Genomic DNA, 24,927 nt, shown 5'->3' with positions numbered 1-24,927 from the left:
GACTTTTAAATGGGCTCCTAGAACTAAAAATAATAGAAGCGGATGAAAGTATGCAGTCCAAAGTAATTGAAGATGCAAAAGCTATACAAGCTTTGATTGACTTGTTACCTGAGGCAGTTTTTGTAAAAGATGCCAGCAGTTATATCGTACTTATGAATCGTGCATGTGAAGAAGTGCTCGGGATCAGTTTTAACGATGTGGGGAGTACTGAATGCAACACTTCATATCCACCTAATCAATTAACAAACTCTGCAGAGATTGATCGAGAGATTTTTCGTATCGGTCAGCAATATGAATCTGAGGGGCCCTTTTGGAATGCCTCAATGCAGCAAACTCGAGTCGGCCGTACGATTAAGAAGCCTTATTATGATTCACAAGGAAATCCGCTTTATCTTTTGTGCTCAACTGTAGATATCACTGATGTGACAGCCTCTAGCAAGGCACATGCTCAAAGCGAAGAGAAGTTTCGAACCATGTTTGATTCTTCCCCACTTGGGATGGCGCTGAATAGGATGGATGGAGGCTTTTTAGAAGTGAATCAGTCTTTTCTTGATATTGTGGGTTACCAACGTGAGGAGTTGCAGCAGTTAAGTTACTGGCATCTTACGCCCGATAAGTATGCCAAAAAAGAGATGGCACAATTAAAATCTCTTTCGGAAAAATCGCAGTATGGTCCCTATGAAAAGGAATATGTTACCGCCAGTGGTGCGGTGGTTCCTGTACGGCTTAATGGCGTCAGGATTAACATCGGGAATGAAAGTTTTATTTGGTCCATTATTGAAGACATCAGTGAGTACCGCCGTATTGAGTCCGCACTCCGTATAGTCGCCACTGCTTTTGAGGCGCAGGTGGGAATAATGATTACAGATGCAGATTCGATAATCTTGCGTGTCAATTCAACCTTTACGCAGCAATCGGGATACAGCACTGAAGAACTAGTGGGGCAAACACCGCGAATTTTAAAGTCGAACTTACATGACAAACTCTTTTACGAAGCAATGTGGCGCGAGATATGGGAGAAGGGTACCTGGGAAGGTGAAATCTGGGATAGACGCAAATCTGGTGAAATTTACCCGAAATGGATGACTATCAAACAGGTAAAAGATGCATCGGGTACGGTCACACATTATGTTGGCACGCAAAGTGATATCTCGGCTCGGAAACAAGATGAAGAGAAAATTCATCAGCTGATTTATTTTGACCCATTATCCGGGCTACCCAACAGATATATGTTGATTGAGAAACTGGAGCAGGTCATAAAAGCAAGTTCCAAGAGTCGACATCATGGGGCCTTAGTGTTACTGGATGTGGATAATTTCCAGCAACTCAATGATACCCAAGGTCATCATTCCGGTGACATGCTCATCCAGGAAATAGCACGGCGATTACAAGTTTTTGCAAACGATCATGTCACGATTGCTCGAGCTGGGGGAGACGAATTCGTCATCATGTTGCAAAACATCGGTGTCAATCAGGATATTGCTGCGACGCATGCACAGCGATTGAGTGAAAAAATAATTGAATCGGTTAGCCAAGTATTTGTGCTGGATGGTCTTGAATATTATGTCACTGTTAGCGTCGGTATCACAATTTTTCAAGGAAATGTACACCGTCACCAGCAATTGTTGACGCAGGCTGATGTCGCAATGTATGCCGCAAAACGTGCGGGTAAAAATACGCATAGGTTCTTTGATACGCATATGCAGGTGGCTCTGGAAGAGCGAGCCAGACTAGAGTCATCACTACGTCATGCCATGGCCAAGAAGCAGTTCATACTTTTTTATCAACCTCAAGTGAACGCAACCGGAACCGTAACCGGGGTAGAAGCACTCATTCGATGGAACCATCCTGAGTTGGGGCTAATCTTTCCAGCACAGTTCATCCCACTAGCCGAAGAAACCCACATGATATTGTCGATAGGAAACTGGGTTCTTGAAACGGCATGTAGTCAATTAAGTAGCTGGCAGAACAGTGCTTCAAATTGGCAGCTGAGTATAGCCGTTAATATTAGCCCTATTCAATTTAGGCAGTCAGATTTCGTTGAAAACCTGCTCGAAATCGTACGTGAAAAAAATGTCTCACCAACAAAGTTAAAATTGGAGTTGACTGAGAATGTGATTGTTGGGGATCTTGAAGAAGCTGTTTCAAAAATGACAGCACTCAAGGAATTAGGTTTTGTCCTGTCTATGGATGATTTTGGTACGGGCTACTCTTCCCTGAATTATCTCAGGCAATTGCCGTTTGACCAGCTGAAAATTGATCGTAGTTTTATCGTGAATGCACATGAGAATTTATTGGATGCATACATGATTGAGATGATTGCAAATATGGGAGCTAAATTTGGTGTGGACATTATCGCTGAAGGAATTGAAACTTTGGCGCAATATCAATATTTAGTCTCATTGGGTTGCACAGGTTTTCAAGGGTACTTTTTTGGCAAACCTATGCCGGCAGATGAGTTTACTGAAACGATATTAACTCATTAACCAAAGATTGAGACATAAAACATTAAAAACAACAAATAACTGGTGCACCCGGCGGGAGTTTATGTCGGCAATTGAAAAGCATGACTGAGGAGACGGAGTTATCCAAAGCGGCATGCCTAACACTAATGGCTATGATGATGAATCTGCCTAATGGTTATGTTAATGATATACCTATTCTAATATGCTACTGAGGAATGGGGGATTGCACTGTCAATTACCGAATAGGTCATTTATTTTGAACTTCCCATCATTGCTCCTGGTGCAGCTAATCTAGTTGGAGAGCATTTTGTTCCGGCCTCTCAAATTTTAGTTAAACCCCCTGCCATTGTTTTTAGCTAAGGCTTTACAGGAGCACCTGTGCAAAGCGCCAGAGACTATCAAAGTCTAGGGGACATTACTGGCAGTGATGTCAGCTTGCTCGGCTGCTTAAACAAGCAACGGGCGATCAGAAAATCTCTTTCCACTCTCTATCGGACACTGTCATCTCTAATGTGCTGATACAGGCTTTATCAGAGGACGATAGTGGGTTCAAAAATAATTTAAATCAATTTGCGACAGACTTTGGGCACAACTCCATAATCACCAGTTACGCCTCTTATATGCATCTACATCATGTGAGTATTCGAGCCTGCATGGATCGCGGTTTGAAAACAGTGGCTATCACTTCAGCAATAGTAGCTCGGTGGTCGAGGAAGAGGGCAGATGCCTTGCGTAAGCAAGTCAGTTTAAAGAGGGTAGATAGTAATCAATATTTTTGGAGAGAAATACTCAATTCGCATGTTAACCAAAGCGTCAGAAGATAAAGCAAAATGGAGAGGTTCAAGAACTTCTATTTCTTGAGTGTAATTCATTTAAACTTGAGCCAGAGCCTCGGCTAATTGGATTTAAGGTTCATTCATTAGCAAGGCATGAGGCGGTGATTTATGAGATTGAAGACCCTCATTCTGTCATGGCTAAAAGCGCAAAGATGCCGCTGATATTTGGAGCTGACAAGTTCAATGAGATTTTTAATCGACTAGCGGATTATATGAGCAGGGTGATATGCAATTGATCGTTAATGCAAAGGTTGAGATGTTGGATAGTAGGCCTGTCGAGTATCATTTCTACTCAATGTAATTATGTCAAATAAACCTGTATCGACTCATAGCCTCCTGAGTCTTTTTGTTTTTAAGCTCTAGTGCTGCCCCTTAGTTACATCTCAGATGTGTATTGAATTGGATAACAAATGTTATGCCAATTTTTACTAACCACATTAGGAATTATGACCGATGATATGTAGGGTATTTTTAGTATCCATGGAGTTTTTATGGGAAGTGTTAGCATTTGGCACTGGGTCATTGTGTTGGCTATAGTTACTTTGGTGTTTGGGACCAAACGACTGAGAAATTTTGGCAGCGATCTGGGAGGGGCTGTCAAAAACTTTAAAGAGGCGATGCACGAGCAGCCTGCTGAGATAGAAGACCTATCAAAACATGTTTGAGATCGGTTTTTCCGAAGTAATCGTTATCGTCGTGGTGGCGTTGATTGTGATTGGCCCGGAGAAGCTTCCTAAGCTGGCCAGAACCTATGGCCTGATGTATGGTCGTGTTCAGCGCTACATTTCCGGGGTCAAACAAGATATTGATCGCCAGGTGGCATTGGATACCATGAAAAAAGCCACAGCAGATGCTCAACAGAAATTGCTGGCTATGCAGTCAACCTTGATTGATGTGCATAGTGAGATTCAGGATATGGCTCTTCCAATTGAGGTTTCTAAGACAGGCTCGTCAGCCAAACCTTTTGTCGAGAATGTCTATGTAGAAATGACTGGTCAGAAATAGCAAAATGGAATATAACGATACCCTCAGTCATTTTTACGAACTGCGCACGCGGTGTATCCGTATCCTGGCGGGGTTGCTGCTGGCAGCGCTTGTCACCCTACCGTTTGCCAATCAACTGCATCAGTTTTTTGTTTCACCTCTGCTAAGTCAGCTACCCGCCAGTGGCAAAATGATCGCGACTTCGGTGACGTCACCTTTCTTTATCCCGCTTAAGATTGCCTTGTATATGGCTTTTGTTTTAAGCCTGCCCAATACTTTGTACCAGTTGTGGAAGTTTATACAGCCTGGCCTGTACCCAAAAGAAAAACTTGTTGGCGTTATCGGTGTGCTGGCGAGTTTGTCACTGTTTATACTGGGTGCCTCTTTTGCCTTTTATGTCGTAATCCCAGTAGTGTTCAAGTTTATAATCGGAAGTGCCCCAGTGGGCGTAGCTGTGATGACGGAAATAGGCAATTATCTCGATTTTCTTATTTCAATCACATTGGCATTTGGAGTGGCTTTTCAAACGCCCATCATTGTGGTGGCGATTTCTTGTATGGGGATGGTCGAATTGAAGACCTTGAAAGAAAGCCGCGGATATGTGATCGTAGGCGCGTTTGTGATTGGAGCCATTTTTACGCCGCCTGATATCATTTCACAGTTTATGCTGGCTATCCCTTTATGGTTCTTATATGAACTTGGTTTGCTGGTCGCGAGCGTATTTTTTCATAAGCGTAACCCCACAGAAACTGCCTCATTAACTGCGAGCTGAGCAGAGAGGCCTTGATATAAATTTGACACTTAAGTCGCTCAGTGACTTATAAAGCGGTTAAATATTTACTTCAGTTGGTCATTGAGCAGCCAAAAATTAATATTTCAAATATTTCACTCGGTCTAAATCGGTTTCAGCCACGTCTTCCCCACCGACAGCTTAAACGGTTCGAATTGTAGGGTCAGTGATACCAAATTGATGCCAGTGGCAGCTGCTTTACGAATAAACCTGAAAACCTTAAAGAAGTTATTTGGCCACTTAGTACTGAGTACATAACTGGTTTTTAGTCTCTTTCTTTTTTGATCTCTTACATATTCTTTAAGGCAAAGAAGAGTCTCCGATAGCAAAAAGTGGCATGACTATGCTTTCTTAAATCGTGCCCCGGAGGGGGTATGCCGATTTTTGCTAAAGCCCATGGATCAAGATCGCTATATTCATGTTTCATTCAAAACGTGGTAAGGCCCTAAGGCCTAAGGAGGAAATATGAGTATGAATATGGGGGCAACCGTGGCCAGCCGTTCGTCCCAAAGCTACAAAGCTGAGACCTGCGTCCCGGATGCCTATCATTTTTCAAAATCGCAATCCATGGAAACGCGATTTTTCATGATGCTCACTGGTGTGGTGACCGGTGTGATTGCCGGTCGCGTCTTTCATAGCGTCCTCCCAACGGAAGATGCGTTAATGGCGCTGTTTGTTCTGCTGGCGTTCGCTGGTGGTCTATTGTCTACCTGGTCGCCTTGTGGCTATTCCAGTCTGAGTCTGCTGAGACCAGCTGGTAGGTACTCTTTTGGTTCTGTCGTCCGTTGGACACCCACCTTCTTCACGCATGCTGTCGGTTACGCCATTGGTGCCGTGGTGTTGGGGAGCATGTTGGGTGGGCTGGGCTGGCTATTGTTTGGCAATGTGCCTTTGCAATACACCGTGATTGGTCTGGCGGTACTTGCGATTGGTTATGGCCTACATCAGTTCGGTTTCCTCAAGATGCCTTATCCTCAACGTAGAGCACAAGTGCCACATGATGCGCGTTTTCGCTTTCGTTCATCCGTGATCGGTCTGCTGTATGGCTTCTCATTAGGCATGAATTACCTCACTTACGTGCAAACCCCGATGCTTTATATCGTCACTGGGGTGGCCTTGCTGAGTGGCAGCATCCAAACCGCGATTGCCGTGATTGCCGTATTTAATGTTGGCCGATGCTTGCCAGTGGCAGTTAACTTCTTTCCTGTTAAGAATCAGACAGTACAAGCCTGGTTGGCCCGCTGGCAGGAAAGGGCTGTTGAGATTGATGGTTTCTTGTTATTGGCGATTGCGTCAGCCGCTTTAATGCTAGTGCTGTTGTAAGCCGGTAGCCGCACCAAAACTAGTTCTATCCATTTAAAAAATATAGGAGGATTTATGACAACATTCGATCATCCATCGATGATTCGTCGCAGCAAGCCGGCAGGGTTAGCAGGGGGGCTGGTATTGGCAGCTCTCATGCTATCCAGCAGTCTGGCTATGGCAGATGCAACGCCAAAACAATTGGGTTCTGAGATTACCGCAAAACTGCAGGACGAGACTTCTATCGCAGTTGCACCTCCCAGTGATGCGAAGCGTGTGTATGTATTGGATCCAGGTAACTTCCATATGACCTCTACCGTTTATACGGTAGATGGCAAATCGAGCAAATTACTAGGTATGACAGATGCGGGTAAATTGCCGAACGTCATGATAGCCTCTGATGGCAAGTTTGTGGCTATCGCGAGCACTATGTATTCCCGCGTAGCGCGGGGCAAGCGCGATGATTATCTGGAGTTGATAGATAGCAGAACGCATGAGCCGATTGCTGATATTGATATTCCTGAAGGTCGCTTCTTGACCGGGGTGTTTGAGCGCACTGCTGGTTTGAGTACCGATGATAAGCATTTCCTGTTCCAGCAATTCTCTCCATCACCAGGTGTCGGGTTGGTCGATCTGGAACAAAAGGCTTTTGTGAAAATGATGAATGTGCCTGATTGTTATCATATTTTCCCAACCGCAAATCAGAACTTTTTCATGCATTGTAGAGATGGTTCTTTGATGCAGTTCAGCTACGACAACAAGGGCAACACCAAGCAGAAGCCAACCAAGGTATTTCATACTGAAAAAGAGTATTTGCTAAATAATCCTTATTACTCCAACTCAAATAATCACCTGGCTTGGCCTACCTATGAAGGCAAGATTTTCCAGGCCAAACTATCCGAGTCTGGTGCAGAGTTCTTGAAGCCAATTGACGTGTTCACAGATAAGGAGAAAGCAGACAAATGGCGTCCAGGCGGCTGGCAAACTATTACTTTCCACAAAGCACGTAACGAACTCTACTTGCTGGCAGACCAACGCGAAAAATGGACACATAAATTGCCTAGTCGTTATGTGTTCGTCGTAGATGCGACTTCCGGCAAGCGCCTGCGTCGAATTGAGTTGAAGCATGAAATCAATTCGATTGCAGTCAGTCAGGACGAAAAACCCTATTTGTACGCCGTGTCTGAAGAGGCAAAAACGTTGTTCACTTTTGATGCTGTGACTGGGAAAGCATTGGGTTCATTGGATGAACTGGGTCGTGCTCCTTCCATGATTTTCATTGCGGATAAGTGAGTACATCATGGAATGGATAGTGAATGATCCTACGGTTGCGATATTTGCATCGCTGTTTGTGGCGCTCATTCTGGCCGCAGCGGCGATTCCAAAACTGAGAAATCAGGACGAATTTTTGGGCGTGGTAGCGAATTACAAGTTGCTGCCTGCTTTTCTGGTGTCGCCGTTTGCGAAGGTGTTGCCATGGCTTGAGCTGGGATGCGCAATTGCCTTGCTGGTGCCGACACTACATGTGATGGCGGCCAGTGTTGCAGCCGGACTGTTCATCCTATTCTCGTTTGCCATCGCGGTGAATGTTGGTCGCGGCCGTACCCACATCGATTGTGGTTGTGTGCGTCGCCCAACCAGCATGAGCCGAATCGGTATGTTCCATGTACTGAGAGCGTTAGCACTGGCCGGCCTGAGCTTGTATGTCGTTGTAGTGCCACTGGAGATTTCAGGCATTAACTTGGAATCCGTGCTTACTGCGCTTGCCTCGGCCATCATGCTGTCATTGATTTACATGGGGGCAGACATGATGGTCGGTTTCCCTGCTGCCAAAAACAAATTAGAGATTTATAAAGGAAATTCAAATGACTAGTGGAATTTTGATTGCATCAAATGTGCTTTTATGGGGCGCATTTTTGGCGTTAGCCGCATTAATGCTCGGCGTGATCCGTCAAATCGGGTTGTTACATGAGCGTTCTGCGCCACTCGGTGCCATGATGATTGATCATGGTCCAGAAATTGGTGAACGCTCACCGATTTTCAACGTGAATACTTTCGAAGGCGAACCTGTGCTGGTGGGGCGTTCAATTACACCAGGTCGTCCTAGCCTGATGATGTTTACCGGCCCATCCTGCCCGATCTGCCAGAAGCTATTGCCTATTATCCGCTCAGTGGCAGCGATTGAAGAGACGGACGTAATTCTGATCAGTGATGGGACGCAGGCGGAACACCGTCAATTTCTGAAAGATCATCCGTTAGACGGTGAGCTATATGTGGTATCCGCTGAAATCGGTATGCGTTATCAGGTTTCAAAAGTCCCTTACGGCGTACTGCTGGATCAAGATGGAAAAATCCTGGCGAAAGGCCTGTGCAATACACGCGAGCATGTAGAAAGCCTTTTCGAAACTATACGCCACGGACATTCTACCTTGCAGAATTATCTCAAGGATGATTCCACCGCGCCTAAATTTAAACAAGTAACCGCGAACAAAGTGCATTAATTGCTGATTCGTGTATTGATTACGGAGAGATTAACGAAATGAAAAAAGAATCTGGATTTGACTCAAAAATTGAGAAACTGGCACGTACTACCGCCAGCAAAACAGGCAGACGTAGCTTTATCGGTCGTTTGGGCGGGTTCCTAGTTGGTTCTGCGTTATTGCCATTGTTGCCGGTAGACCGTCGTTCACGTCTGGGGGGCGAAGTACAGGCTGCTACAACAGGTAACCTGACCCGCGCTGGTTTTAAACCTCAAGACAAGGATCCCAAGGCTTGTGACTACTGGCGCCATTGTACGATTGACGGCAATCTGTGTGATTGCTGTGGCGGTTCATTAACTTCTTGCCCTCCAGGCAGTAGCTTGTCTCCAAGCTCCTGGGTAGCGAGTTGCTTTAATCCGGGCGACCAGCAGACTTACCTGATTGCCTACCGTGACTGCTGTGGTAAACAGACTTGTGGCCGTTGTAACTGCGTTAATACACAAGGTGAGTTACCGGTTTACCGTCCAGAGTTCAACAACGATATCGTTTGGTGCTTCGGTGCCGACAATGATGCAATGACTTACCACTGCACCATTTCACCTATCGTCGGTAAAGCAAGCTAATTGCCCAAATGGCATAAGTTCTGTTAAGAATCAGTATGTTGTTTAGAAGATGGGTTCTAATGTTGAGCACACTGATGGTGGTGAATACTGCCTGGTCCGCCGATCTTCCTCCGAGGGAAAAATTTAAGCGGCCATCCAGTATTCCATCACCCCTGTCTAACCCCCTGACGCTTGAAAAGGCAACGCTGGGAAAAACCCTGTTTTTCGATCAGCGCCTTTCAAGGTCAGGCGGGATGGCTTGTGCCACCTGTCACTCACCAGACCAGCGCTGGAGTGATGGCCGTAGCTTGCCGTTACAGGCAGAAAGTGTGAACAATGCCCGTCGAACTCCGACGGTATTAAACAGTGCCTGGTTAAGCGCACTTATGTGGGATGGCCGTGCGGCTACCCTAGAAGCGCAAGCTGTGTTGCCGATTACCACAGCGCATGAAATGAATTTTGACCTCACCAGTCTGGTGGAGCGATTGCAGAAAATTCAAGGTTACCGAGCTTTGTTTACCCAGGCCTTTGGCGATCACAATATTAACCAGCAACGCATCACCCAGGCATTGGCCAGTTTCCAGCGCACGTTAGTGTCTAACCAGGCCCCGTTTGATCGTTGGGTAGAAGGCGATGAACAGGCCATCAGTGAACAGGCCAAACGAGGCTTTGCCGTATTTAACAATAAAGACAAAGCCAACTGTGTTGCGTGCCATAGTTCATGGCGGTTTACCGACGACAGCTTTCATGATATTGGCTTGCCGAGCAAGGATTTAGGACGGGGTGCCAAAGTGCCTGCACAGGTGACATTGATGCAGCATGCCTTTAAAACACCTTCTTTGCGCGACCTGCCAATGGAAGGACCTTATATGCATGATGGCTCCCTTCGTGGCCTGAAGGCCGTGATCAAGCATTACAAAAGTGGGGCGATCCAGCGCGATAGCCTTTCCAAGGATATGCAGAAATTCGAGCTTTCTGAACTGGAAGAAAGCGAGCTGATTGCGTTTATCCAGAGCCTGGATGGCGGTGCCTTGAATATTCAGCCACCGGCAATGCCTGAATAGTAATGATGGAATGTGATGAAGATGGCAAAGCAGATGAAAACATGTTTACCTGGATTGCTGAGCGCATCGCGAAAATTATCGACCTGGGCGGCGATGTATGTTTTATTGGTATTGCTGGCGATCTACCTCGCTAGCTGTAGCATGAAGCATCATGCGCCAATAAGCAGTGCGAACGTTCTCTCTAAAGACCATACCATGATCTTGTCTGATCATGAGTTCGTGCCTGTCGATTTTGTGCCTCAACCAGGGGACATCATTACCATCCACAATCGTTCCGATATTTCGCATAGTATTTATGTGACTTATCCGGACGGAACTATGGTGAATATGGGGGTGCAAACGCCGGACACCATTGTTCGCTGGCAGGTTCCAAGGGATGCCAAAGGCGAGTTTGTGCTGCAGTGCTGGATACATCCAATTATTCGCGCCAATTTGCTAATCAATTCCTCTAATACGTACTCTTCCGTTACCAGGACTGACTTGCCAAGATTTACCCGACAGGAGATTTTCGATGGCAGACAAAACATCTGCAGCAGCAGAAGTCGCCGAGCCTGAACGGCGTAAGGTTTTTCGCAAGATTTTCCGCCAGCTAGGGGTAGCGACCGTAGTTACCATGTTTGGTAAAGCAGTACTGGACTCGCGTCCGGCCCGCGCGGCTAGCGTATTAAGACCCCCAGGCGCCTTGCCAGAGCCTGAGTTCAATGCTGCCTGTATACGCTGTGGTTTATGCGTAGAAGCTTGTCCGTATGATATTTTGCATCTGGCACGCTGGAGCGATCCAGCGCCCACCGGCACACCTTATTTTGTTGCCCGTGAAGATCCTTGTCGCATGTGTACTGATATTCCCTGCGCGCGAGCCTGTCCGACAGGTGCATTAAGCCCTTTGGTGACCGATATAAAAAAAGCCGATATGGGAGTTGCGGTGTTGGTAGGACATGAAACCTGCCTCAACTACAAAGGCCTCACCTGCAGTATTTGTGTTCGCGTATGCCCGATTATTGGGGAGGCCATCTCATTAAAGCCAATCAAAAACGAACGCGGTGTGTTGCAAATCCCAACCGTAGATAGTAACAAATGTACCGGTTGCGGTACCTGCGAAAAGCACTGTGTACTCGCTGAGGCGGCCATTCGCGTACTGCCGCGTGAATTAGGTTTAGGTGTTGAAGGTGCGCAATCGGTAGGACGCTGGTAAGCACATGCGACAGTTACAAGCCATGTTCTTTCGCAATCGCTGGTTATTCAGCCGACGTATCATCCAGTTGCTCATTATTGCTGCCTTTACGGTTGAGTTGCCAGCTGGTGGCTATCTTGCACAAGGCAATCTGTCTTCCAGTGTCTGGTTCGGAATTGGTCTGACAGATCCTTATATCTGGCTGCAATCGCTATTGGCCGGAGCTCCTTTGGGCAAGGCTGCCCTGTTTGGCGTAGCTATCGTTGCCGTGTTTTATTTGCTGTTGGGCGGGCGCATTTACTGCAGCTGGGTATGCCCAATTAATCTGGTGACAGATCTATCTTATTGGGTGCGGCAAAAGTTAAATATTAAAAGCAATTTCACACTCTCAAAAAATATACGCGTGACGATATTAATGTTATCACTTCTGCTGTCGCTACTATCTGGCACTCTGGCATGGGAAGCGATTAACCCAATCACCTTGTTTCAACGCGAACTGATGTGGGGCTCAGTTGCAGGTGCAACGGTACTGGCGAGTATTTTCCTGTTTGATGTGTTAGTGACGCGTCGTGGCTGGTGCGGTCATGTTTGCCCGGTGGGTGCGTTTTATTCAGAACTGGGACGCGAGGGACGCTTGCGCGTTAAAGCGACTCAGGTAGGTGCATGTGGTGGATGCGCTAAATGTATCAAGGTCTGCCCGGAACCACACGTGCTGGCACCCGTGATAGCCAAGAAAGCAACTTTTGTGACATCGGGCGATTGTACTCGCTGCGGGGCATGCTTGGATCAGTGTTCGACAGGTGCTTTAGCCATGCGACTCAGCTTTAAAAAACAGGGCAAGTTTAAAGGCATTCCTGTTGTGGGCGGGCACTAGCAGTACTTATTTCAAGCAGATGACGCAGAGGCTAAGTGATGCCGATTTTTGCCATAAGCCACTCTTGTTGACCATTAGAATTCTTATATCAAATACACTGGATTTCAAGATGAACATTCAATCAAAACACGCATGGCTATCCATGTCCACCCTCACCAGTCTACTGTTTATTGCAGCGCTGGGCATGGCCTCACAAACAGCTTGGGCTGATGGTGCGGCGCTGGCAGATAAAGGCGGTTGCCTGGCTTGTCATAATGTCGAAAGTCGCAAAGTTGGACCGGCATTTAAAGATGTTTCTGCCAAATATAAAGGCCAGGATGTACAGGCGGCCTTGGTCGAAAAAATTAAAACAGGCGGACGTGGGAATTGGGGCGTATTACCTATGCCACCCAATGCTGGCAAATTGACCGATGAGGAATTCAACGAAGTTGTACAGTGGATTACTGCTTTGTAAAAAATGGCTGATCTCCATTTCCGGGGCCTTAGGCCCCATTTTTTGCTTTCAGGGACTTTATGATTATCTTGAAATTTATAAAAGATAAAATGAATACCTGACTCTCAAACTGAATTACAGCATACATTAAAATGATGATATTTATTATCTGACTCTCTCTCTGTGCAGTGTTTCATTTGGATACTCTCCGAATAGCTCTTTATAGTATTTCGAGAAAAGACTCATATGAACAAATCCCCATCGTGAAGCCGTTTCGCAAATGCTGGTTTTATCATTCTGGGGTGTGATTAAGTTCATACGTACTTTATGAAGTTTTAGATTCCTCATATATGTTAGTGGCGTAACGCCTAACGCGCGTGCAAATGCTGCATTCAATGTCCTTCGCTTGATACGTAAATGGTCGCATATCTCATCAATGCTTAATGGAAATCCGTCTCTTGATATGGTGAGGTGCCTGACCTGATTGACGATATATCTTGGAATTCTATGATCCACATAAAACGGGTGCGCATTTTTGCTAGCCTGCAGTAAGGCTTGTACTGACGAGGCAAGTAAATCTTCTTCATAACTTGCCCAGATTTCACTCAAAAGCGATTGATCGGAGTGTTCGTTGACCGATTGAAGTCCATACGCCAGCGTTCTCAATAAACTCTGCGATACATCATTTTGTATCATTTCTACAGGTTTAATTGTTCTGAGAGCGTCTTCAAATTCTGGCCATTCGATTTTATCTGTGAACGCCTGAATTTTGCTGATAGGAATGACAGCTGCAATTATTTCAGAGTTGGCAGAGGTTCTGAAATATAAATCGGCATTTTTCCCAAGTGTGATTAGCGAAAGAGGCTGTACAGGTAGCAGTCCCCAGGTCGAGTCACCCTCCACTCTGGTAGGCAACCCTATGACCAAGCAATCTTTAGGTGCGCTGGCAATTTGGTCGACGGCTCTGTTCATGCGCTCACTAAAAATCTGAATGCCATTGTGATGAATACTTTTTATGGATCCAGAGAACACACCTTTCCCAAGTTGAGTATAGTCTTGGGACCAGAGTGGCAGCGCTTCTGCCTGCTCCATGACGTCGGAGGTTTCACGTTTGATTAAGTGGAAGTCTGCCCTTGTCATGTTGTCGGTCCGTTCAAGAAAGTCACAATTTCCCATGCTATTGCTCCTAATTTGCAACATCCGTCATATTCGTGAATTTTTTAAGCCTCTGATTTAATTAATTTTATCAGTGGTCAGTTTTTTGATTTTTGTCTTGACGACGATGTGTATTGAGGTATGTAGGACGGTTAACTTATCTCTAAAAATATATCTGGACAATACTTCCAAGGTATTAAGACTTAGTGGGAATGGTAAAAACTGGCGACTGGTAGTAAAAAGTGGCATCACTATCACTGCGGCCGTCAAAAACTGAACTGCATGCCAGTTATTTCTATATTAAAAAAAATAACCTCGCTATTGTTGAACCGCGTCACTGCACTATTTATTTGCTGAGGATGAACAGAAGAAGCTGGGGTGTCACATAAAAGATGAAGTGAATACGCTTTGAAAAATAACAAGTATTCAACGATGTAAAAAGACCAATCTTGGCAACAAGCCTCACCTTTTAGGGTTCGTTCAGTAATAAGTAACTATTAAAAATATGATATGCGATTTGAAAGGGAGTAAATGGAAAAGAGTAAAGGAATCATCATCTGCGGCTTCTTTCTAGCTTTGGGAGGAAATTCGGTAGCACTGGCTGAAGAGACTATTCAGAGCGATAACGGATCACAAAGTGAGGCAAAGAGTTCGCCGCATCATTGGTCTATGACTGCGGGTGCTTATAGCGATTATCTATTCAGAGGCTTGTCATTCGCAAAGCACGGATAGTTTTATGCAAGCATTGATTATTCACATGACAGTGGATTTTATGCCGGATTTGGTTATGGCACTGTTCATAGAGATGCTGTTTACGGCAACACGTATGAAACGGATTATTATGTTGGGTATAGAAAAGCAATTACAGAAGATCTTGCAGTTACTGGAGAGATCTTCAATTTTACCTATCCCCAGGGGTATACGTTTTCGGGAGAAAACTCCGATGTGGTCGAGATGATTTTGAAAGTGGACTACAAGGGTTTGAATGTGAAGTATTACCAGGCATTGACCAACTGGTTCGGATACAACACCAATTCTCTCGGCACTACCACTTACCGGGGAAAGCTAGTCGGAAGTGGCAACTCAAAAGGAACAAACTACGTTGATATTAATTACACCGGCAAAATCCCCACGACTGACACCAATTACAATATTCATATCGGACATCAAGTGGTTGAAAATTATAGTGTTGCAAATTATACCGATATGTCGGTAGGGATTAGTCGAGCTTTCGAATTTGCGGGTTCAAAAGGGTGGAATGCTGGTATCAGCTACATTCACTCTATTACCAAAAAAGGTTGGTATGTAGATGCGACAGGTGACGATCTTGATAAAAGCAGATTCTATGGTTATATAAAGCATACTTTTTAATCCAAAACAATTTACGTTCATACGGCTTTTTCCCTGGCCTCCTGCGCTACCAATCTCATCAGCAGGAGGCCTTTTTTTGTGCTTGCCATAAAACCATATTGACTAACCACGCAGTCTTTGAGGCTCGTTTTATGTCAGTCTTCTCTGCCTTTCCTAAGGTATGAGGTGGCTATCTGTTAGTAAGGTAAGAATTCAGCCAGTGTGATGACTTATGCTTCTTTGAGAGTACCCCTTAGGTGTAATTGTCGGTTCATATTGAAAACGATTTAATACAAACACTTTTCAAGTAAACCCTAAGGAGAACTGTAATGAGTAAACCGTTTCAATATAAAAAACAAGCTATTAAAGACGAGCAGCCTTCAATGAATGTGCCGAATGTTCCAGCCTTCTTGGGCGATACATTCGTGTCTCAAGATAAAGATAAAACCATCTGTGCAGGTTTCTTCCATCTGCATGCTGGTAATGAATTAAAGTACTCATATGACTATGAGGAAATGAAAATTGTTGTGGCAGGTACTTTTATCATTTCTGATGATACAGGTCAAAAAGTCACTGCAACCGTAGGCGATGTATTGTATTTCCCAGCCGGCAGTAATGTTACTTTCAGCACACCAGACAAAGCGATTGGTTTCTTCACCGGTCAACGTGCGCCGCTGTAATAGTTTCTAGCGTTTCACCTCCTAATCCACATTCCACGTAATTGCATTACGTGGAATGTTTCGTTTTTGCGTTCGCATATTAATCAGCTTTCAAGTAATCCTAATGGAGTAATCCTTAATGGCAATTGTCATGGTTGACTGCAAGTTTGAAAATTCAATTACAAGTTCAGAAATGCATGATTTCCCCTCACTTCCGAGCTGAACTTGCGCTAGGGGGGCTAATAGGCATTGGCCCGCCCCATTTTTTTGATTTACAAGATGGGTAGTACAGTAAAACAGCCCTGGTCAAAGACAATTACGTTATTGAGAAAAGAGCATTATCTTGAATTCACCTGTCCCCTTCCCAATAGAAGATGTTCAAAATCTTGCCGATGTTCGTCAGCTTGCAATCAATAAAGTGGGCATCAAGGCGATTCGTCACCCGATTAAGATCAAAGACAAGGCCGGGATTATCCAGGGGACGATTGCGACGATGAGCATGTATGTGCAATTACCGCAGCACCTCAAAGGGACGCACATGTCCAGGTTCATTGAAATTCTCAATCATCAGGAGCACGTTGTTTCGCTGGAAAATTTTTACCTGCTTCTGCACGAAACAGCACTTAGACTTGAAGCGAAATCAGGGTACATTGAAATGGAGTTTCCCTATTTTGTAAACAAGGCCGCACCAGTATCAGGCGTAAAGAGTCTGCTCGATTATCAGGTCACCTTTATTGGAGAGATTTCAGAATCTGGGTGTGACGTAAAGGTGAAGATTCTCATTCCCGTCACAAGCCTGTGCCCCTGCTCAAAAAAAATATCTGCCTATGGTGCTCATAATCAAAGGTCTCACGTAACAGTTACTTTATCTTTCAATACGCTGATATGGCTCGAAGATATTATCCGCTTAGTCGAACTACAGGCCTCCTCTGAGTTATATGGGCTGCTCAAAAGACCTGATGAAAAATACGTGACCGAGCTGGCCTATGATAACCCTAAATTTGTTGAGGATATGGTGCGGGATATTGCGTCCGTCTTTTACAATGAAGCGCGTATCAAGGACTTTATAGTGGAATGCGAAAACTTTGAGTCTATTCACAATCATTCGGCGTATGCCTGTATCACTAGTCTGGATATATAAAGGGTAAATCATGAATATTCCGGTCGATAGCGCCTTGTTGCACCCAACCACTACAGTCAAGACCCCTGTCACTTATAAAAAAACAAAAACAATCATCAGCCCTATCACTGAAATTATCGAACAGATCAAGGCAGGTCGCATGGTTGTCTTGCTTGATGATGAAGATAGGGAAAATGAAGGAGATTTGGTGATGGCAGCGGAGCATGTGACCGCTGATGCGATTAACTTTATGTCTAAGCATGGGCGAGGCCTGATTTGCTTGACGGTATCACCTGAACGAGGCCGGCAACTCAACCTGAGTCCAATGGTGTCACGTAATGGGACCAAGATGGGTACCAACTTTACCGCCTCAATTGAGGCCGCTGCAGGTGTTTCTACTGGTATTTCAGCAGCAGATAGGGCGCATACCATTCAAACAGCGGTGCGTGCTGATGCAAGACCGATGGATATCGTCAGTCCTGGTCATGTGTTTCCATTAATTGCCGAGAGCGGTGGCGTGTTAGTCCGTGCAGGACATACCGAAGCCGGGTGTGATATTGCACGGCTGGCAAACCTGGAGCCTTCTGCCGTTATTTGTGAAATCCTCAAGGATAATGGCGAAATGGCCCGCTTGCCAGATCTTTTAGATTTCGCGGCGAAGTTTGACTTGAAGATTGGCACGATTGCAGACTTAATTAACTACAGAAGCCAAACAGAGTGCCTGGTGTCACGTGTAGCTGAACGCATCATAGAGACGCCGTATGGCTCTTTTCAGCTGATTGCTTATCAAGAGTCTTTGGCGAACGAATTGCATCTCGCCTTGGTAAAAGGCGAGCCCAGTCCGGAAAGAAGTGTCTTGGTAAGAGTGCATGAGCCATTGTCGGTCGTGGATCTATTGGATGCGAGTAGCAAGAAACATAGCTGGAGCTTACCTGATGCGATGCGTAAAATCAGCCAGGTGGGTGAAGGCGTGATTGTGATGCTAAGGCGCGAAGAGAAAAATGGAGATGTTATCAATGCAATTCAATCAGCAGGTCATCCATCAAAAAACCAGCATACGCTCAAAGATTATGGGATTGGTGCACAAATACTTAGAGATCTGGGAGTTTTGAATATGCGGTTGATGGCGGAGCCGCGCAAAATGCCCAGTATGTCCGGCTTTGGTTTAAACGTGACTGATTTTGTGACTAGGGATAGCTGAAGGAAAGCGGTATGATCTGCAGGTATTCTTATTAACTTAAAAAGACCGGATACGGTATTAAGAACGCTTTACACATCTGGATTTCGACATCATAGCAACTTGGCTCAATCGTGACTTTACCAACTTCTGATCATGCTGGCGATCTTCGGCATCAGGGATTCCTTGCGCAAACTGGTTTGCATAGAGGTATTGGGTGGAAAGGAGCCTTTTGGATTGCTAGCGGAGTGCCCGGGCTTGTGTTATTCACGATTGGTGCTGTTGCTGCAACCGTTGGTAAACCGGCTTGGTTAGTTTGGTTAATATCCATTAGCTTCGGCTTTATACAGGCTTTTACATATGCGGAAATTGCGGGCCTGTTTCCTCATAAATCGGGGGGGCTATCCATCCATAGTGCGGTTGCCTGGATACGCTACAGTAAGTTTATTGCCACCTTAAATGTATGGTGTAACTGGGCTGCATGGTCGCCAGTACTGGCTATTGGCTCTGGATTGGCGGCTGGCTATTCATTAAGTATCCTGTTTGATGCCAATTCCCTGATTAATACCTGGCAAATTACGCTGCTTGATTTAAGTGCCATCAAAGCTGGTCTCAGCCTCAGGATTAATGCGACCTTTATCCTGGGAGCGATATTTCTGTTGCTGGTGTTTGCTGTGCAACACGGCGGGATCTTGCGTTCTGTCAGTACCACCAAGGTTTTTGGATTAATTGCTCTTATTCCACTGCTTTTGATTGGTCTGGTACCCTTTGTCACGGGAGACCTGGCTAGCGAACACTTTTTTCCGCTGACACCACTTGCATACGATATGAATGGCAATGTGATTCAAGGAGACTGGAATCTGGAAGGATGGAAGCTCATGGCAGGTGGATTATTTGTGGCAGCATGGTCCACATACGGATTTGAAACCGCTTTGTGTTACACCCGAGAATTCAAGGATCCCAAGGCCGATACTTTCAAAGCGATTGTCTATTCTGGTTTGCTGTGCATCGCAGTCTTTACCTTGGTTCCGATAGCCTTTCAAAGCCATCTGGGACTTGGAGAGCTGGTAGTTCCTGCCGTAATCGGGGAGGCAGGAGAGGTCACCACGCCCGCCATGTACGACGGCATGCTTGCTGCCAACATCTACAAGGGAAATGGTGTCGCCAGTGCGTTGGCTTCAATTGTGGGGGGCGGTGCGATTATTGCCAACATCATGGTTGTGATGCTCATCATTACCTTGCTACTGGCGATCATGACCACCATGTCCGGTTCAGCAAGGACCCTTTACCAAGCCTCGGTGGACGGCCTGCTGCCCAAGTATTTATCTGTCGTGAATGAAAACGGTTCACCGACCAGGGCCATGTGGACGGATCTGTCTTATAACCTGATTCTGCTCATGATGTCTGATTATGTGTTTGTATTGGCAGCTTCAAACGTGGCTTATATCATCTATCATTTTTTGGCATTGAACGCCGGGTGGATTCACCGCATGGACAGGCCTCGCTGGGATCGGCCTTATAAAACACCTAATGTCTTGTTGGGAGCAGGAGTTCTGCTTGGATACATAAATCTGGCCATCATGGGGATGGGGACTGAAATCTGGGGTGAGGGAACATTAAGGACTGGACTCTTCTTCTCTTCTCTCATTCTGCCTTTATTCATTTACCGTCATTATTTTGAAGATAAAGGGGTATTCCCTACACAGTTGATTAGCGATATGCAGCTACAAATAAGTCGGCCAAAGTATACAAAATTTTTTGAATACCTGCCTTACCTCACCATCATGTTTGCCATTCTTGTGGTCTGGTATACAGACCAGCTTTAGTCCTGCTTTCTTGTAAACCAAGGGGTGCTCTCAGGCGCGCTTCACATCTGAAAGTCAAGCGCAACTTAATAACACCTAAGTAGTAAGCCATGAGTGTAATTGTCTCTCCAGGGTATCACTATGAAAATGACACATAGTTTGATCCCATAAATTTCAAGGAGACAGATATAAAATGGCACGCGATCCGAAACATGACATTTTGTTTGAGCCAATCCAGATTGGTCCCAAAACATTAAGAAATCGCTTCTATCAGGTACCACATTGTATTGGAGCGGGCTCTGACAAGCCTGGCTTTCAATCTGCCCATCGTTCAGTGAAAGCTGAAGGCGGTTGGGCTGCTTTGAACACTGAGTATTGCTCAATCAATCCTGAGTCTGACGATACACATCGCTTGTCTGCACGTATCTGGGATGAGGGCGATGTTCGTAACCTCAAGGCCATGACGGACGAAGTACACAAGTACGGTGCGTTGGCGGGTGTGGAGTTGTGGTACGGTGGCGCACATGCGCCTAACATGGAGTCACGCGCAACACCCCGTGGCCCAAGCCAGTATGCGTCAGAGTTTGAGACGCTTTCTTACTGTAAAGAAATGGATCTGAGCGATATCGCTCAAGTGCAGCAATACTACGTGGATGCCGCCAAGCGCTCGCGTGATGCCGGTTTCGATATTATTTATGTCTATGGCGCACACTCTTACCTGCCATTGCAATTCCTGAACCCTTACTACAACAAGCGTACCGATAAATACGGCGGCTCATTGGAGAATCGCGCACGTTTCTGGCTGGAAACATTGGAGAAAGTCAGGCACGCAGTCGGTTCTGAATGTGCCATTGCTACGCGCTTCGCAGTGGACACTGTATATGGTCCAGGTCAAATTGAGGTCGAAGTGGATGGTATGAAGTTCATCGAACTGGCTGATCCGCTGCTCGACTTGTGGGACGTAGATGTGGGTGACATTGCCGAGTGGGGTGAGGATGCAGGTCCATCAAGATTCTACCAGCAAGGCCACCAAATTCCTTGGACCAAGTTTGTAAAACAGGTCTCCAAAAAACCGGTACTGGGTGTAGGCCGCTTTGTTGATCCAGAGAAAATGACTGAGATCGTCACTAAAGGCTATGCCGATATTATTGGTTGTGCACGCCCGTCGATTGCTGACCCATTCTTGCCACAAAAAATCGAGCAAGGCCGTTATGACGATATTCGTGTGTGTATCGGTTGTAACGTGTGTATCTCTCGCTGGGAAATCGGTGGCCCTCCAATGATTTGTACACAAAACGCTACCGCTGGCGAAGAGTATCGTCGCGGCTGGCATCCTGAGAAATTCCGCCAGGCCAAGTCAAAAGACTCTATTTTGATCGTCGGTGCAGGTCCTTCTGGTTCCGAAGCGGCGCGCGTCCTAATGGAAAGCGGTTACACAGTTCACTTGACAGATACTGCTGAAAAAATCGGTGGTCATTTGAATCAAATTACTACATTGCCTGGCTTGGGTGAGTGGAGTTACCACCGCGATTATCGTGAAACCCAGATCAACAAGCTGCTGAAGAAAAACAAGGAAAGCCAGCTGGCATTGGGCCAAAAGCCAATGACTGCAGATGATGTGCTGCAGTATGGCGCTGACAAGGTCATTATTGCGACAGGTGCGCGCTGGAATACCGATGGTACTAACTGCCTAACACATGAACCCATCCCAGGGGCTGACACTTCCTTGCCAGATCAGCTCTCACCAGAGCAGGTCATGGAAGGCAAGAAGCCGATCGGTAAACGTGTGGTAATTCTGAACGCAGATACCTATTTCATGGCGCCAAGCCTGGCTGAGAAGCTGGCAACGGCTGGCCACGAAGTGACAATTGTGTCTGGGGTGCATCTTGCCAATTACATGCACTTTACGCTTGAGTACCCAAACATGATGCGTCGCTTGCATGAGCTGCATGTTGAAGAGCTGGGTGACCATTTCTGCTCACGTATCGAACCGGGCCGTATGGAAATCTACAACATCTGGGGCGATGGTTCTAAGCGTACTTATCGTGGTCCTGGCGTTGCTCCACGCGATGCTAACAAGACTCACCGGTGGTTAGAGTATGACTCACTGGTGCTAGTCACAGGCCGTCACTCTGAATGCACGCTTTGGAATGAGTTGAAGGCCCGCGAATCTGAGTGGGCAGAAAACGACATCAAAGGTATTTACCTGATTGGTGATGCAGAGGCGCCGCGCTTGATTGCAGACGCAACATTCACAGGTCACCGAGTGGCTCGTGAAATTGAAGAAGCAAATCCACAAATTGCTATCCCATATAAACGTGAAACCATCGCATGGGGCACGCCACATATGCCAGGTGGTAATTTCAAAATTGAATACAAAGTCTAACGCCTGATGAATGTATGGTCAGCGGCACAGTGTCGCTGACCATGCTTCAACACATTAACTCCGAAATACAAGTGACAAGTTGCCCTTGGGCTAATGGAACTCATTCATTCAAAAACAGGTGATCACAATGACAGATCCTACACAAATCACTCGAATACTCTTCCAGGACTTTGACCCGAAGGCAATCTATCTATTTTATGCATTTGGTTATCTTGCGATTGCGATTTTTATTCACGGCTGCTACGTACAAGTGCGTAAATATCGCCGCGGTAAACCAGATGAATCTTGGAATCAAATCTTCAAACGCTTTTGGGACATGGTTAAGACCATGGCCTCACATCGTACATTAGTGAGACGTGACAAAAAGGCAGGCCGTGCGCATGGCCTGATTTTCTTTGGTTTTGTTCTCCTTTTCATAGGCACCGCCACCATTACACTAGAGTACGACATTCTTGAGCCACTGTTTGGTGTGAGATTTTGGTACGGCAACTTTTATCTGCTGTTTTCACTAGTGCTAGATGTCGCCGGTTTTGGCGTGATCGCCGGCCTCCTTTACATGATGTACCGCCGTAAATGGATGAACTTACCTAAGCTTGATTACAAGCGTGTGGATAGACAAGTAGGTGATCCAGATTATGACCGCAGTCAGTATCGTCGTGAAGACTGGGCATTCTTGTGGTCGTTTATTCTGATTGGCATCACCGGTTTTATCCTAGAAGCGACCCGTCTAGTCTGGCTCAGTGAAACGCCCTCTGTGTGGGATCATCGTTTTTGGTCGCCAGTGGGTGCATTGCTTGCACACATGATGGAGGCCTTGGGCATGACAGCCGAGATCGCAGGCGCATTCCGCCCTTATCTGTGGTGGTTCCATGGTTTGCTGTCACTGACGTTTATTGCTTGCATTCCATATACCAAAATTAAGCATATTTTTACTGCAGCCGCTTCTCTTATGTTCAAGAGTCCGTTGGTGGGCAGAAGATTGCCGATTATTCCGGTAGAACAGGCAAATGCCGGATATAAAACCATTACTGATTTAACCTGGAAAAACCTGCTACATCTGGATGCCTGTACAAAATGCGGCCGTTGTCAGGAAGCGTGCCCTGCCAACGCAGTTGGGGCCCCGCTCTCACCACGTGATGTCATTCTGTCACTGCGTGAGTTTGCGAACAAGACGCTGAATGCCAAAGAGTTGCCGGCAGAGGCCGAGTTGGATATTCATGGTAAATCTCCAGGCCAGGTCATGCAGGAAACACTATGGTCTTGCCGTACCTGTCTGGCATGTGTAGAGATTTGTCCGGTGGCTGTGGAGCATGTCCCTATCATTGTTCAAATGCGCCGTAATCTGGTGGAAGCTGGCGAGATGGAGCCTATCCTCGAGAAGACACTTCAAACCATTCATAAAACAGGTAACTCCTTTGGTGAGTCGAAACGCAAGCGGGCGGCCTGGGCAAAAGGCCTGCCATTTGAAATCAAGGATGCCAGAACTGAGCCCGTCGACATTCTCTGGTTTGTAGGTGACTACGCGTCATTTGATCCGCGTAACCAAAAAGTGACTCGGTCATTTGCAAAACTCCTTAACAAGGCCGGCGTTAACTTTGGCTTACTGTTTGAAGCCGAAATGAATGCAGGGAATGATATACGCCGTGTTGGTGAGGAGGGGTTGTACGAGCACCTAGCGACTTCGAATATCGGCACGCTGCAGTCCTGTGACTTCAAGTCGATTGTCACCACTGACCCACACTCATTCAACACTATCCGTAATGAGTACCCCGATTTTGGTGGCGCGTTTGAAATCAATCACTACACGACGTTGGTGAAACAGTTGATCGAGTCAGGTCAGATCAAGCTGAAGAAAAAACTCGATTACCGAGTGACTTTCCATGACCCCTGCCATTTGGGCCGCTATAACAAAGGCTATGACGCTCCTCGTGACGTGATCAAGCTCCTAGGTTGTGAGCTGGTAGAGATGGGCCGTAACCGCGATAACTCTTTCTGTTGTGGGGCTGGTGGCGGCCGAATCTGGATTCCTGATCCAGTGGGTATTGAGAAACCATCTGCGAATCGTATGCGTGAGGCAGGACAGATTGAAGGCCTGGACGTGTTCATCGTGTCATGTCCTAAGGATCTGACAATGTTCGAGGATGCTCTTAAAACGTCAGGTTTCGAAGGCCAGTTTGTCGTACGGGAACTGATTGAGCTGATTGATGAGTGTATTGAATATGACGTTGTGGACATCACGAATGAGGCAGAGGTTATTACAACCTCAGATTGATG

22 protein-coding genes are annotated in these 24,927 nt (G+C 46.1%); 21 read left to right on the top strand and 1 reads right to left on the bottom strand.

The annotated features are described in order from the left end of the window. Positions 1-50 precede the first annotated feature (50 nt). From F463_RS14325 to F463_RS0110585, 14 genes are all read left to right on the top strand, one after another. Positions 51-2,486 carry a sensor domain-containing protein gene (locus tag F463_RS14325; protein ID WP_018987076.1) on the top strand — a complete coding sequence of 812 codons (2,436 nt, stop codon included), beginning with the start codon at positions 51-53 and terminating at the stop codon, positions 2,484-2,486. A 1,306-nt stretch (positions 2,487-3,792) separates the two neighbouring features. Beyond that, positions 3,793-3,966, top strand: a complete 174-nt coding sequence (gene tatA, locus F463_RS0110645; protein ID WP_018987074.1) for a Sec-independent protein translocase subunit TatA — start codon at positions 3,793-3,795, stop codon at positions 3,964-3,966. Continuing rightward, on the top strand, positions 3,959-4,306 hold the full coding sequence (gene tatB / locus F463_RS0110640; protein ID WP_018987073.1) for a Sec-independent protein translocase protein TatB: 348 nt from the start codon (positions 3,959-3,961) through the stop codon (positions 4,304-4,306). The genes tatA and tatB overlap by 8 nt, the downstream gene beginning before the upstream one ends. A gap of 4 nt (positions 4,307-4,310) precedes the next feature. Next, positions 4,311-5,057 carry a twin-arginine translocase subunit TatC gene (gene tatC / locus F463_RS0110635; protein WP_018987072.1) on the top strand — a complete coding sequence of 249 codons (747 nt, stop codon included), beginning with the start codon at positions 4,311-4,313 and terminating at the stop codon, positions 5,055-5,057. A 483-nt stretch (positions 5,058-5,540) separates the two neighbouring features. After that, the gene (locus F463_RS0110630; RefSeq protein WP_018987071.1) at positions 5,541-6,398 is read left to right on the top strand and encodes a methylamine utilization protein MauF; all 858 of its coding nucleotides are present in this window, start codon (positions 5,541-5,543) and stop codon (positions 6,396-6,398) included. Positions 6,399-6,452: 54 nt separating this feature from the next. Continuing rightward, on the top strand, positions 6,453-7,670 hold the full coding sequence (gene mauB / locus F463_RS0110625) for a methylamine dehydrogenase (amicyanin) large subunit (protein ID WP_026295520.1): 1,218 nt from the start codon (positions 6,453-6,455) through the stop codon (positions 7,668-7,670). A gap of 7 nt (positions 7,671-7,677) precedes the next feature. Beyond that, positions 7,678-8,250 carry a MauE/DoxX family redox-associated membrane protein gene (locus tag F463_RS0110620; RefSeq protein WP_026295519.1) on the top strand — a complete coding sequence of 191 codons (573 nt, stop codon included), beginning with the start codon at positions 7,678-7,680 and terminating at the stop codon, positions 8,248-8,250. Continuing rightward, complete coding sequence (mauD, locus tag F463_RS0110615) at positions 8,243-8,878, top strand: methylamine dehydrogenase accessory protein MauD (protein ID WP_018987068.1); 636 nt, start codon at positions 8,243-8,245, stop codon at positions 8,876-8,878. Before F463_RS0110620 ends, mauD begins: the two co-directional genes overlap by 8 nt. A 38-nt stretch (positions 8,879-8,916) precedes the next feature. Further along, entirely contained in the window at positions 8,917-9,480 is a 564-nt protein-coding gene (gene mauA, locus F463_RS0110610; protein ID WP_018987067.1) for a methylamine dehydrogenase (amicyanin) small subunit, read from the top strand. 59 nt (positions 9,481-9,539) lie between these two features. Next, the gene (mauG, locus tag F463_RS0110605) at positions 9,540-10,523 is read left to right on the top strand and encodes a tryptophan tryptophylquinone biosynthesis enzyme MauG (RefSeq protein WP_018987066.1); all 984 of its coding nucleotides are present in this window, start codon (positions 9,540-9,542) and stop codon (positions 10,521-10,523) included. Positions 10,524-10,538: 15 nt separating this feature from the next. Next, positions 10,539-11,078, top strand: a complete 540-nt coding sequence (locus F463_RS14805; protein WP_081620822.1) for a methylamine utilization protein — start codon at positions 10,539-10,541, stop codon at positions 11,076-11,078. Then, entirely contained in the window at positions 11,035-11,715 is a 681-nt protein-coding gene (napG, locus tag F463_RS0110595) for a ferredoxin-type protein NapG (RefSeq protein ID WP_018987064.1), read from the top strand. Before F463_RS14805 ends, napG begins: the two co-directional genes overlap by 44 nt. 4 nt (positions 11,716-11,719) lie before the next feature. Continuing rightward, positions 11,720-12,568, top strand: a complete 849-nt coding sequence (gene napH / locus F463_RS0110590) for a quinol dehydrogenase ferredoxin subunit NapH (RefSeq protein ID WP_018987063.1) — start codon at positions 11,720-11,722, stop codon at positions 12,566-12,568. Positions 12,569-12,677: 109 nt separating this feature from the next. Then, a complete protein-coding gene (locus tag F463_RS0110585) occupies positions 12,678-13,022 on the top strand; it encodes a c-type cytochrome (RefSeq protein ID WP_018987062.1) in 345 nt (114 codons plus the stop codon). 144 nt (positions 13,023-13,166) lie between these two features. On the opposite strand, the gene F463_RS0110580 is transcribed toward F463_RS0110585, so the two are convergent. After that, positions 13,167-14,177 (bottom strand): helix-turn-helix domain-containing protein, encoded by a 1,011-nt coding sequence (locus F463_RS0110580; protein WP_018987061.1) that lies wholly within the window; start codon positions 14,175-14,177, stop codon positions 13,167-13,169. Between the two features lie 723 nt (positions 14,178-14,900). On the opposite strand from F463_RS0110580, the gene F463_RS14500 reads away from it, so the two are divergent. From F463_RS14500 to F463_RS0110545, 7 genes are all read left to right on the top strand, one after another. Continuing rightward, positions 14,901-15,527, top strand: a complete 627-nt coding sequence (locus F463_RS14500; protein WP_245545218.1) for a TorF family putative porin — start codon at positions 14,901-14,903, stop codon at positions 15,525-15,527. 308 nt (positions 15,528-15,835) lie between these two features. After that, positions 15,836-16,186, top strand: coding sequence for a cupin domain-containing protein (locus F463_RS0110570; RefSeq protein ID WP_018987058.1), 351 nt, complete (start codon positions 15,836-15,838; stop codon positions 16,184-16,186). Positions 16,187-16,508: 322 nt separating this feature from the next. After that, the gene (gene folE2, locus F463_RS0110565) at positions 16,509-17,306 is read left to right on the top strand and encodes a GTP cyclohydrolase FolE2 (protein WP_018987057.1); all 798 of its coding nucleotides are present in this window, start codon (positions 16,509-16,511) and stop codon (positions 17,304-17,306) included. A gap of 10 nt (positions 17,307-17,316) precedes the next feature. Further along, positions 17,317-18,486, top strand: a complete 1,170-nt coding sequence (gene ribBA / locus F463_RS0110560; RefSeq protein WP_018987056.1) for a bifunctional 3,4-dihydroxy-2-butanone-4-phosphate synthase/GTP cyclohydrolase II — start codon at positions 17,317-17,319, stop codon at positions 18,484-18,486. A 110-nt stretch (positions 18,487-18,596) separates the two neighbouring features. Further along, positions 18,597-20,288 (top strand): APC family permease, encoded by a 1,692-nt coding sequence (locus F463_RS0110555; RefSeq protein WP_026295517.1) that lies wholly within the window; start codon positions 18,597-18,599, stop codon positions 20,286-20,288. 172 nt (positions 20,289-20,460) lie between these two features. Beyond that, positions 20,461-22,653, top strand: coding sequence for an oxidoreductase (locus F463_RS0110550; RefSeq protein ID WP_018987054.1), 2,193 nt, complete (start codon positions 20,461-20,463; stop codon positions 22,651-22,653). Between the two features lie 127 nt (positions 22,654-22,780). Further along, complete coding sequence (locus F463_RS0110545) at positions 22,781-24,925, top strand: heterodisulfide reductase-related iron-sulfur binding cluster (protein ID WP_018987053.1); 2,145 nt, start codon at positions 22,781-22,783, stop codon at positions 24,923-24,925. Positions 24,926-24,927: the final 2 nt, after the last annotated feature.

Origin of the sequence: Methylophilus methylotrophus DSM 46235 = ATCC 53528 (assembly GCF_000378225.1) — a bacterium.
GTDB lineage: Bacteria > Pseudomonadota > Gammaproteobacteria > Burkholderiales > Methylophilaceae > Methylophilus > Methylophilus methylotrophus.
The sequence above is the reverse complement of the archived record's forward strand: the minus strand, read 5'-3'. Positions and strand labels throughout refer to the sequence as shown.

Excerpts from the sequence above, each read along its gene's own strand:
- F463_RS14325 (WP_018987076.1), top strand. The coding sequence starts at position 51 with ATGCAGTCCAAAGTAATTGAAGATGCAAAAGCTATACAAGCTTTGATT.
- tatA (WP_018987074.1), top strand. The coding sequence starts at position 3,793 with ATGGGAAGTGTTAGCATTTGGCACTGGGTCATTGTGTTGGCTATAGTT.
- tatB (WP_018987073.1), top strand. The coding sequence starts at position 3,959 with ATGTTTGAGATCGGTTTTTCCGAAGTAATCGTTATCGTCGTGGTGGCG.
- tatC (WP_018987072.1), top strand. The coding sequence starts at position 4,311 with ATGGAATATAACGATACCCTCAGTCATTTTTACGAACTGCGCACGCGG.
- F463_RS0110630 (WP_018987071.1), top strand. The coding sequence starts at position 5,541 with ATGAGTATGAATATGGGGGCAACCGTGGCCAGCCGTTCGTCCCAAAGC.
- mauB (WP_026295520.1), top strand. The coding sequence starts at position 6,453 with ATGACAACATTCGATCATCCATCGATGATTCGTCGCAGCAAGCCGGCA.
- F463_RS0110620 (WP_026295519.1), top strand. The coding sequence starts at position 7,678 with ATGGAATGGATAGTGAATGATCCTACGGTTGCGATATTTGCATCGCTG.
- mauD (WP_018987068.1), top strand. The coding sequence starts at position 8,243 with ATGACTAGTGGAATTTTGATTGCATCAAATGTGCTTTTATGGGGCGCA.
- mauA (WP_018987067.1), top strand. The coding sequence starts at position 8,917 with ATGAAAAAAGAATCTGGATTTGACTCAAAAATTGAGAAACTGGCACGT.
- mauG (WP_018987066.1), top strand. The coding sequence starts at position 9,540 with ATGTTGAGCACACTGATGGTGGTGAATACTGCCTGGTCCGCCGATCTT.
- F463_RS14805 (WP_081620822.1), top strand. The coding sequence starts at position 10,539 with ATGAAGATGGCAAAGCAGATGAAAACATGTTTACCTGGATTGCTGAGC.
- napG (WP_018987064.1), top strand. The coding sequence starts at position 11,035 with ATGGCAGACAAAACATCTGCAGCAGCAGAAGTCGCCGAGCCTGAACGG.
- napH (WP_018987063.1), top strand. The coding sequence starts at position 11,720 with ATGCGACAGTTACAAGCCATGTTCTTTCGCAATCGCTGGTTATTCAGC.
- F463_RS0110585 (WP_018987062.1), top strand. The coding sequence starts at position 12,678 with ATGAACATTCAATCAAAACACGCATGGCTATCCATGTCCACCCTCACC.
- F463_RS0110580 (WP_018987061.1), bottom strand. The coding sequence starts at position 14,177 with ATGGGAAATTGTGACTTTCTTGAACGGACCGACAACATGACAAGGGCA.
- F463_RS0110570 (WP_018987058.1), top strand. The coding sequence starts at position 15,836 with ATGAGTAAACCGTTTCAATATAAAAAACAAGCTATTAAAGACGAGCAG.
- ribBA (WP_018987056.1), top strand. The coding sequence starts at position 17,317 with ATGAATATTCCGGTCGATAGCGCCTTGTTGCACCCAACCACTACAGTC.
- F463_RS0110550 (WP_018987054.1), top strand. The coding sequence starts at position 20,461 with ATGGCACGCGATCCGAAACATGACATTTTGTTTGAGCCAATCCAGATT.
- F463_RS0110545 (WP_018987053.1), top strand. The coding sequence starts at position 22,781 with ATGACAGATCCTACACAAATCACTCGAATACTCTTCCAGGACTTTGAC.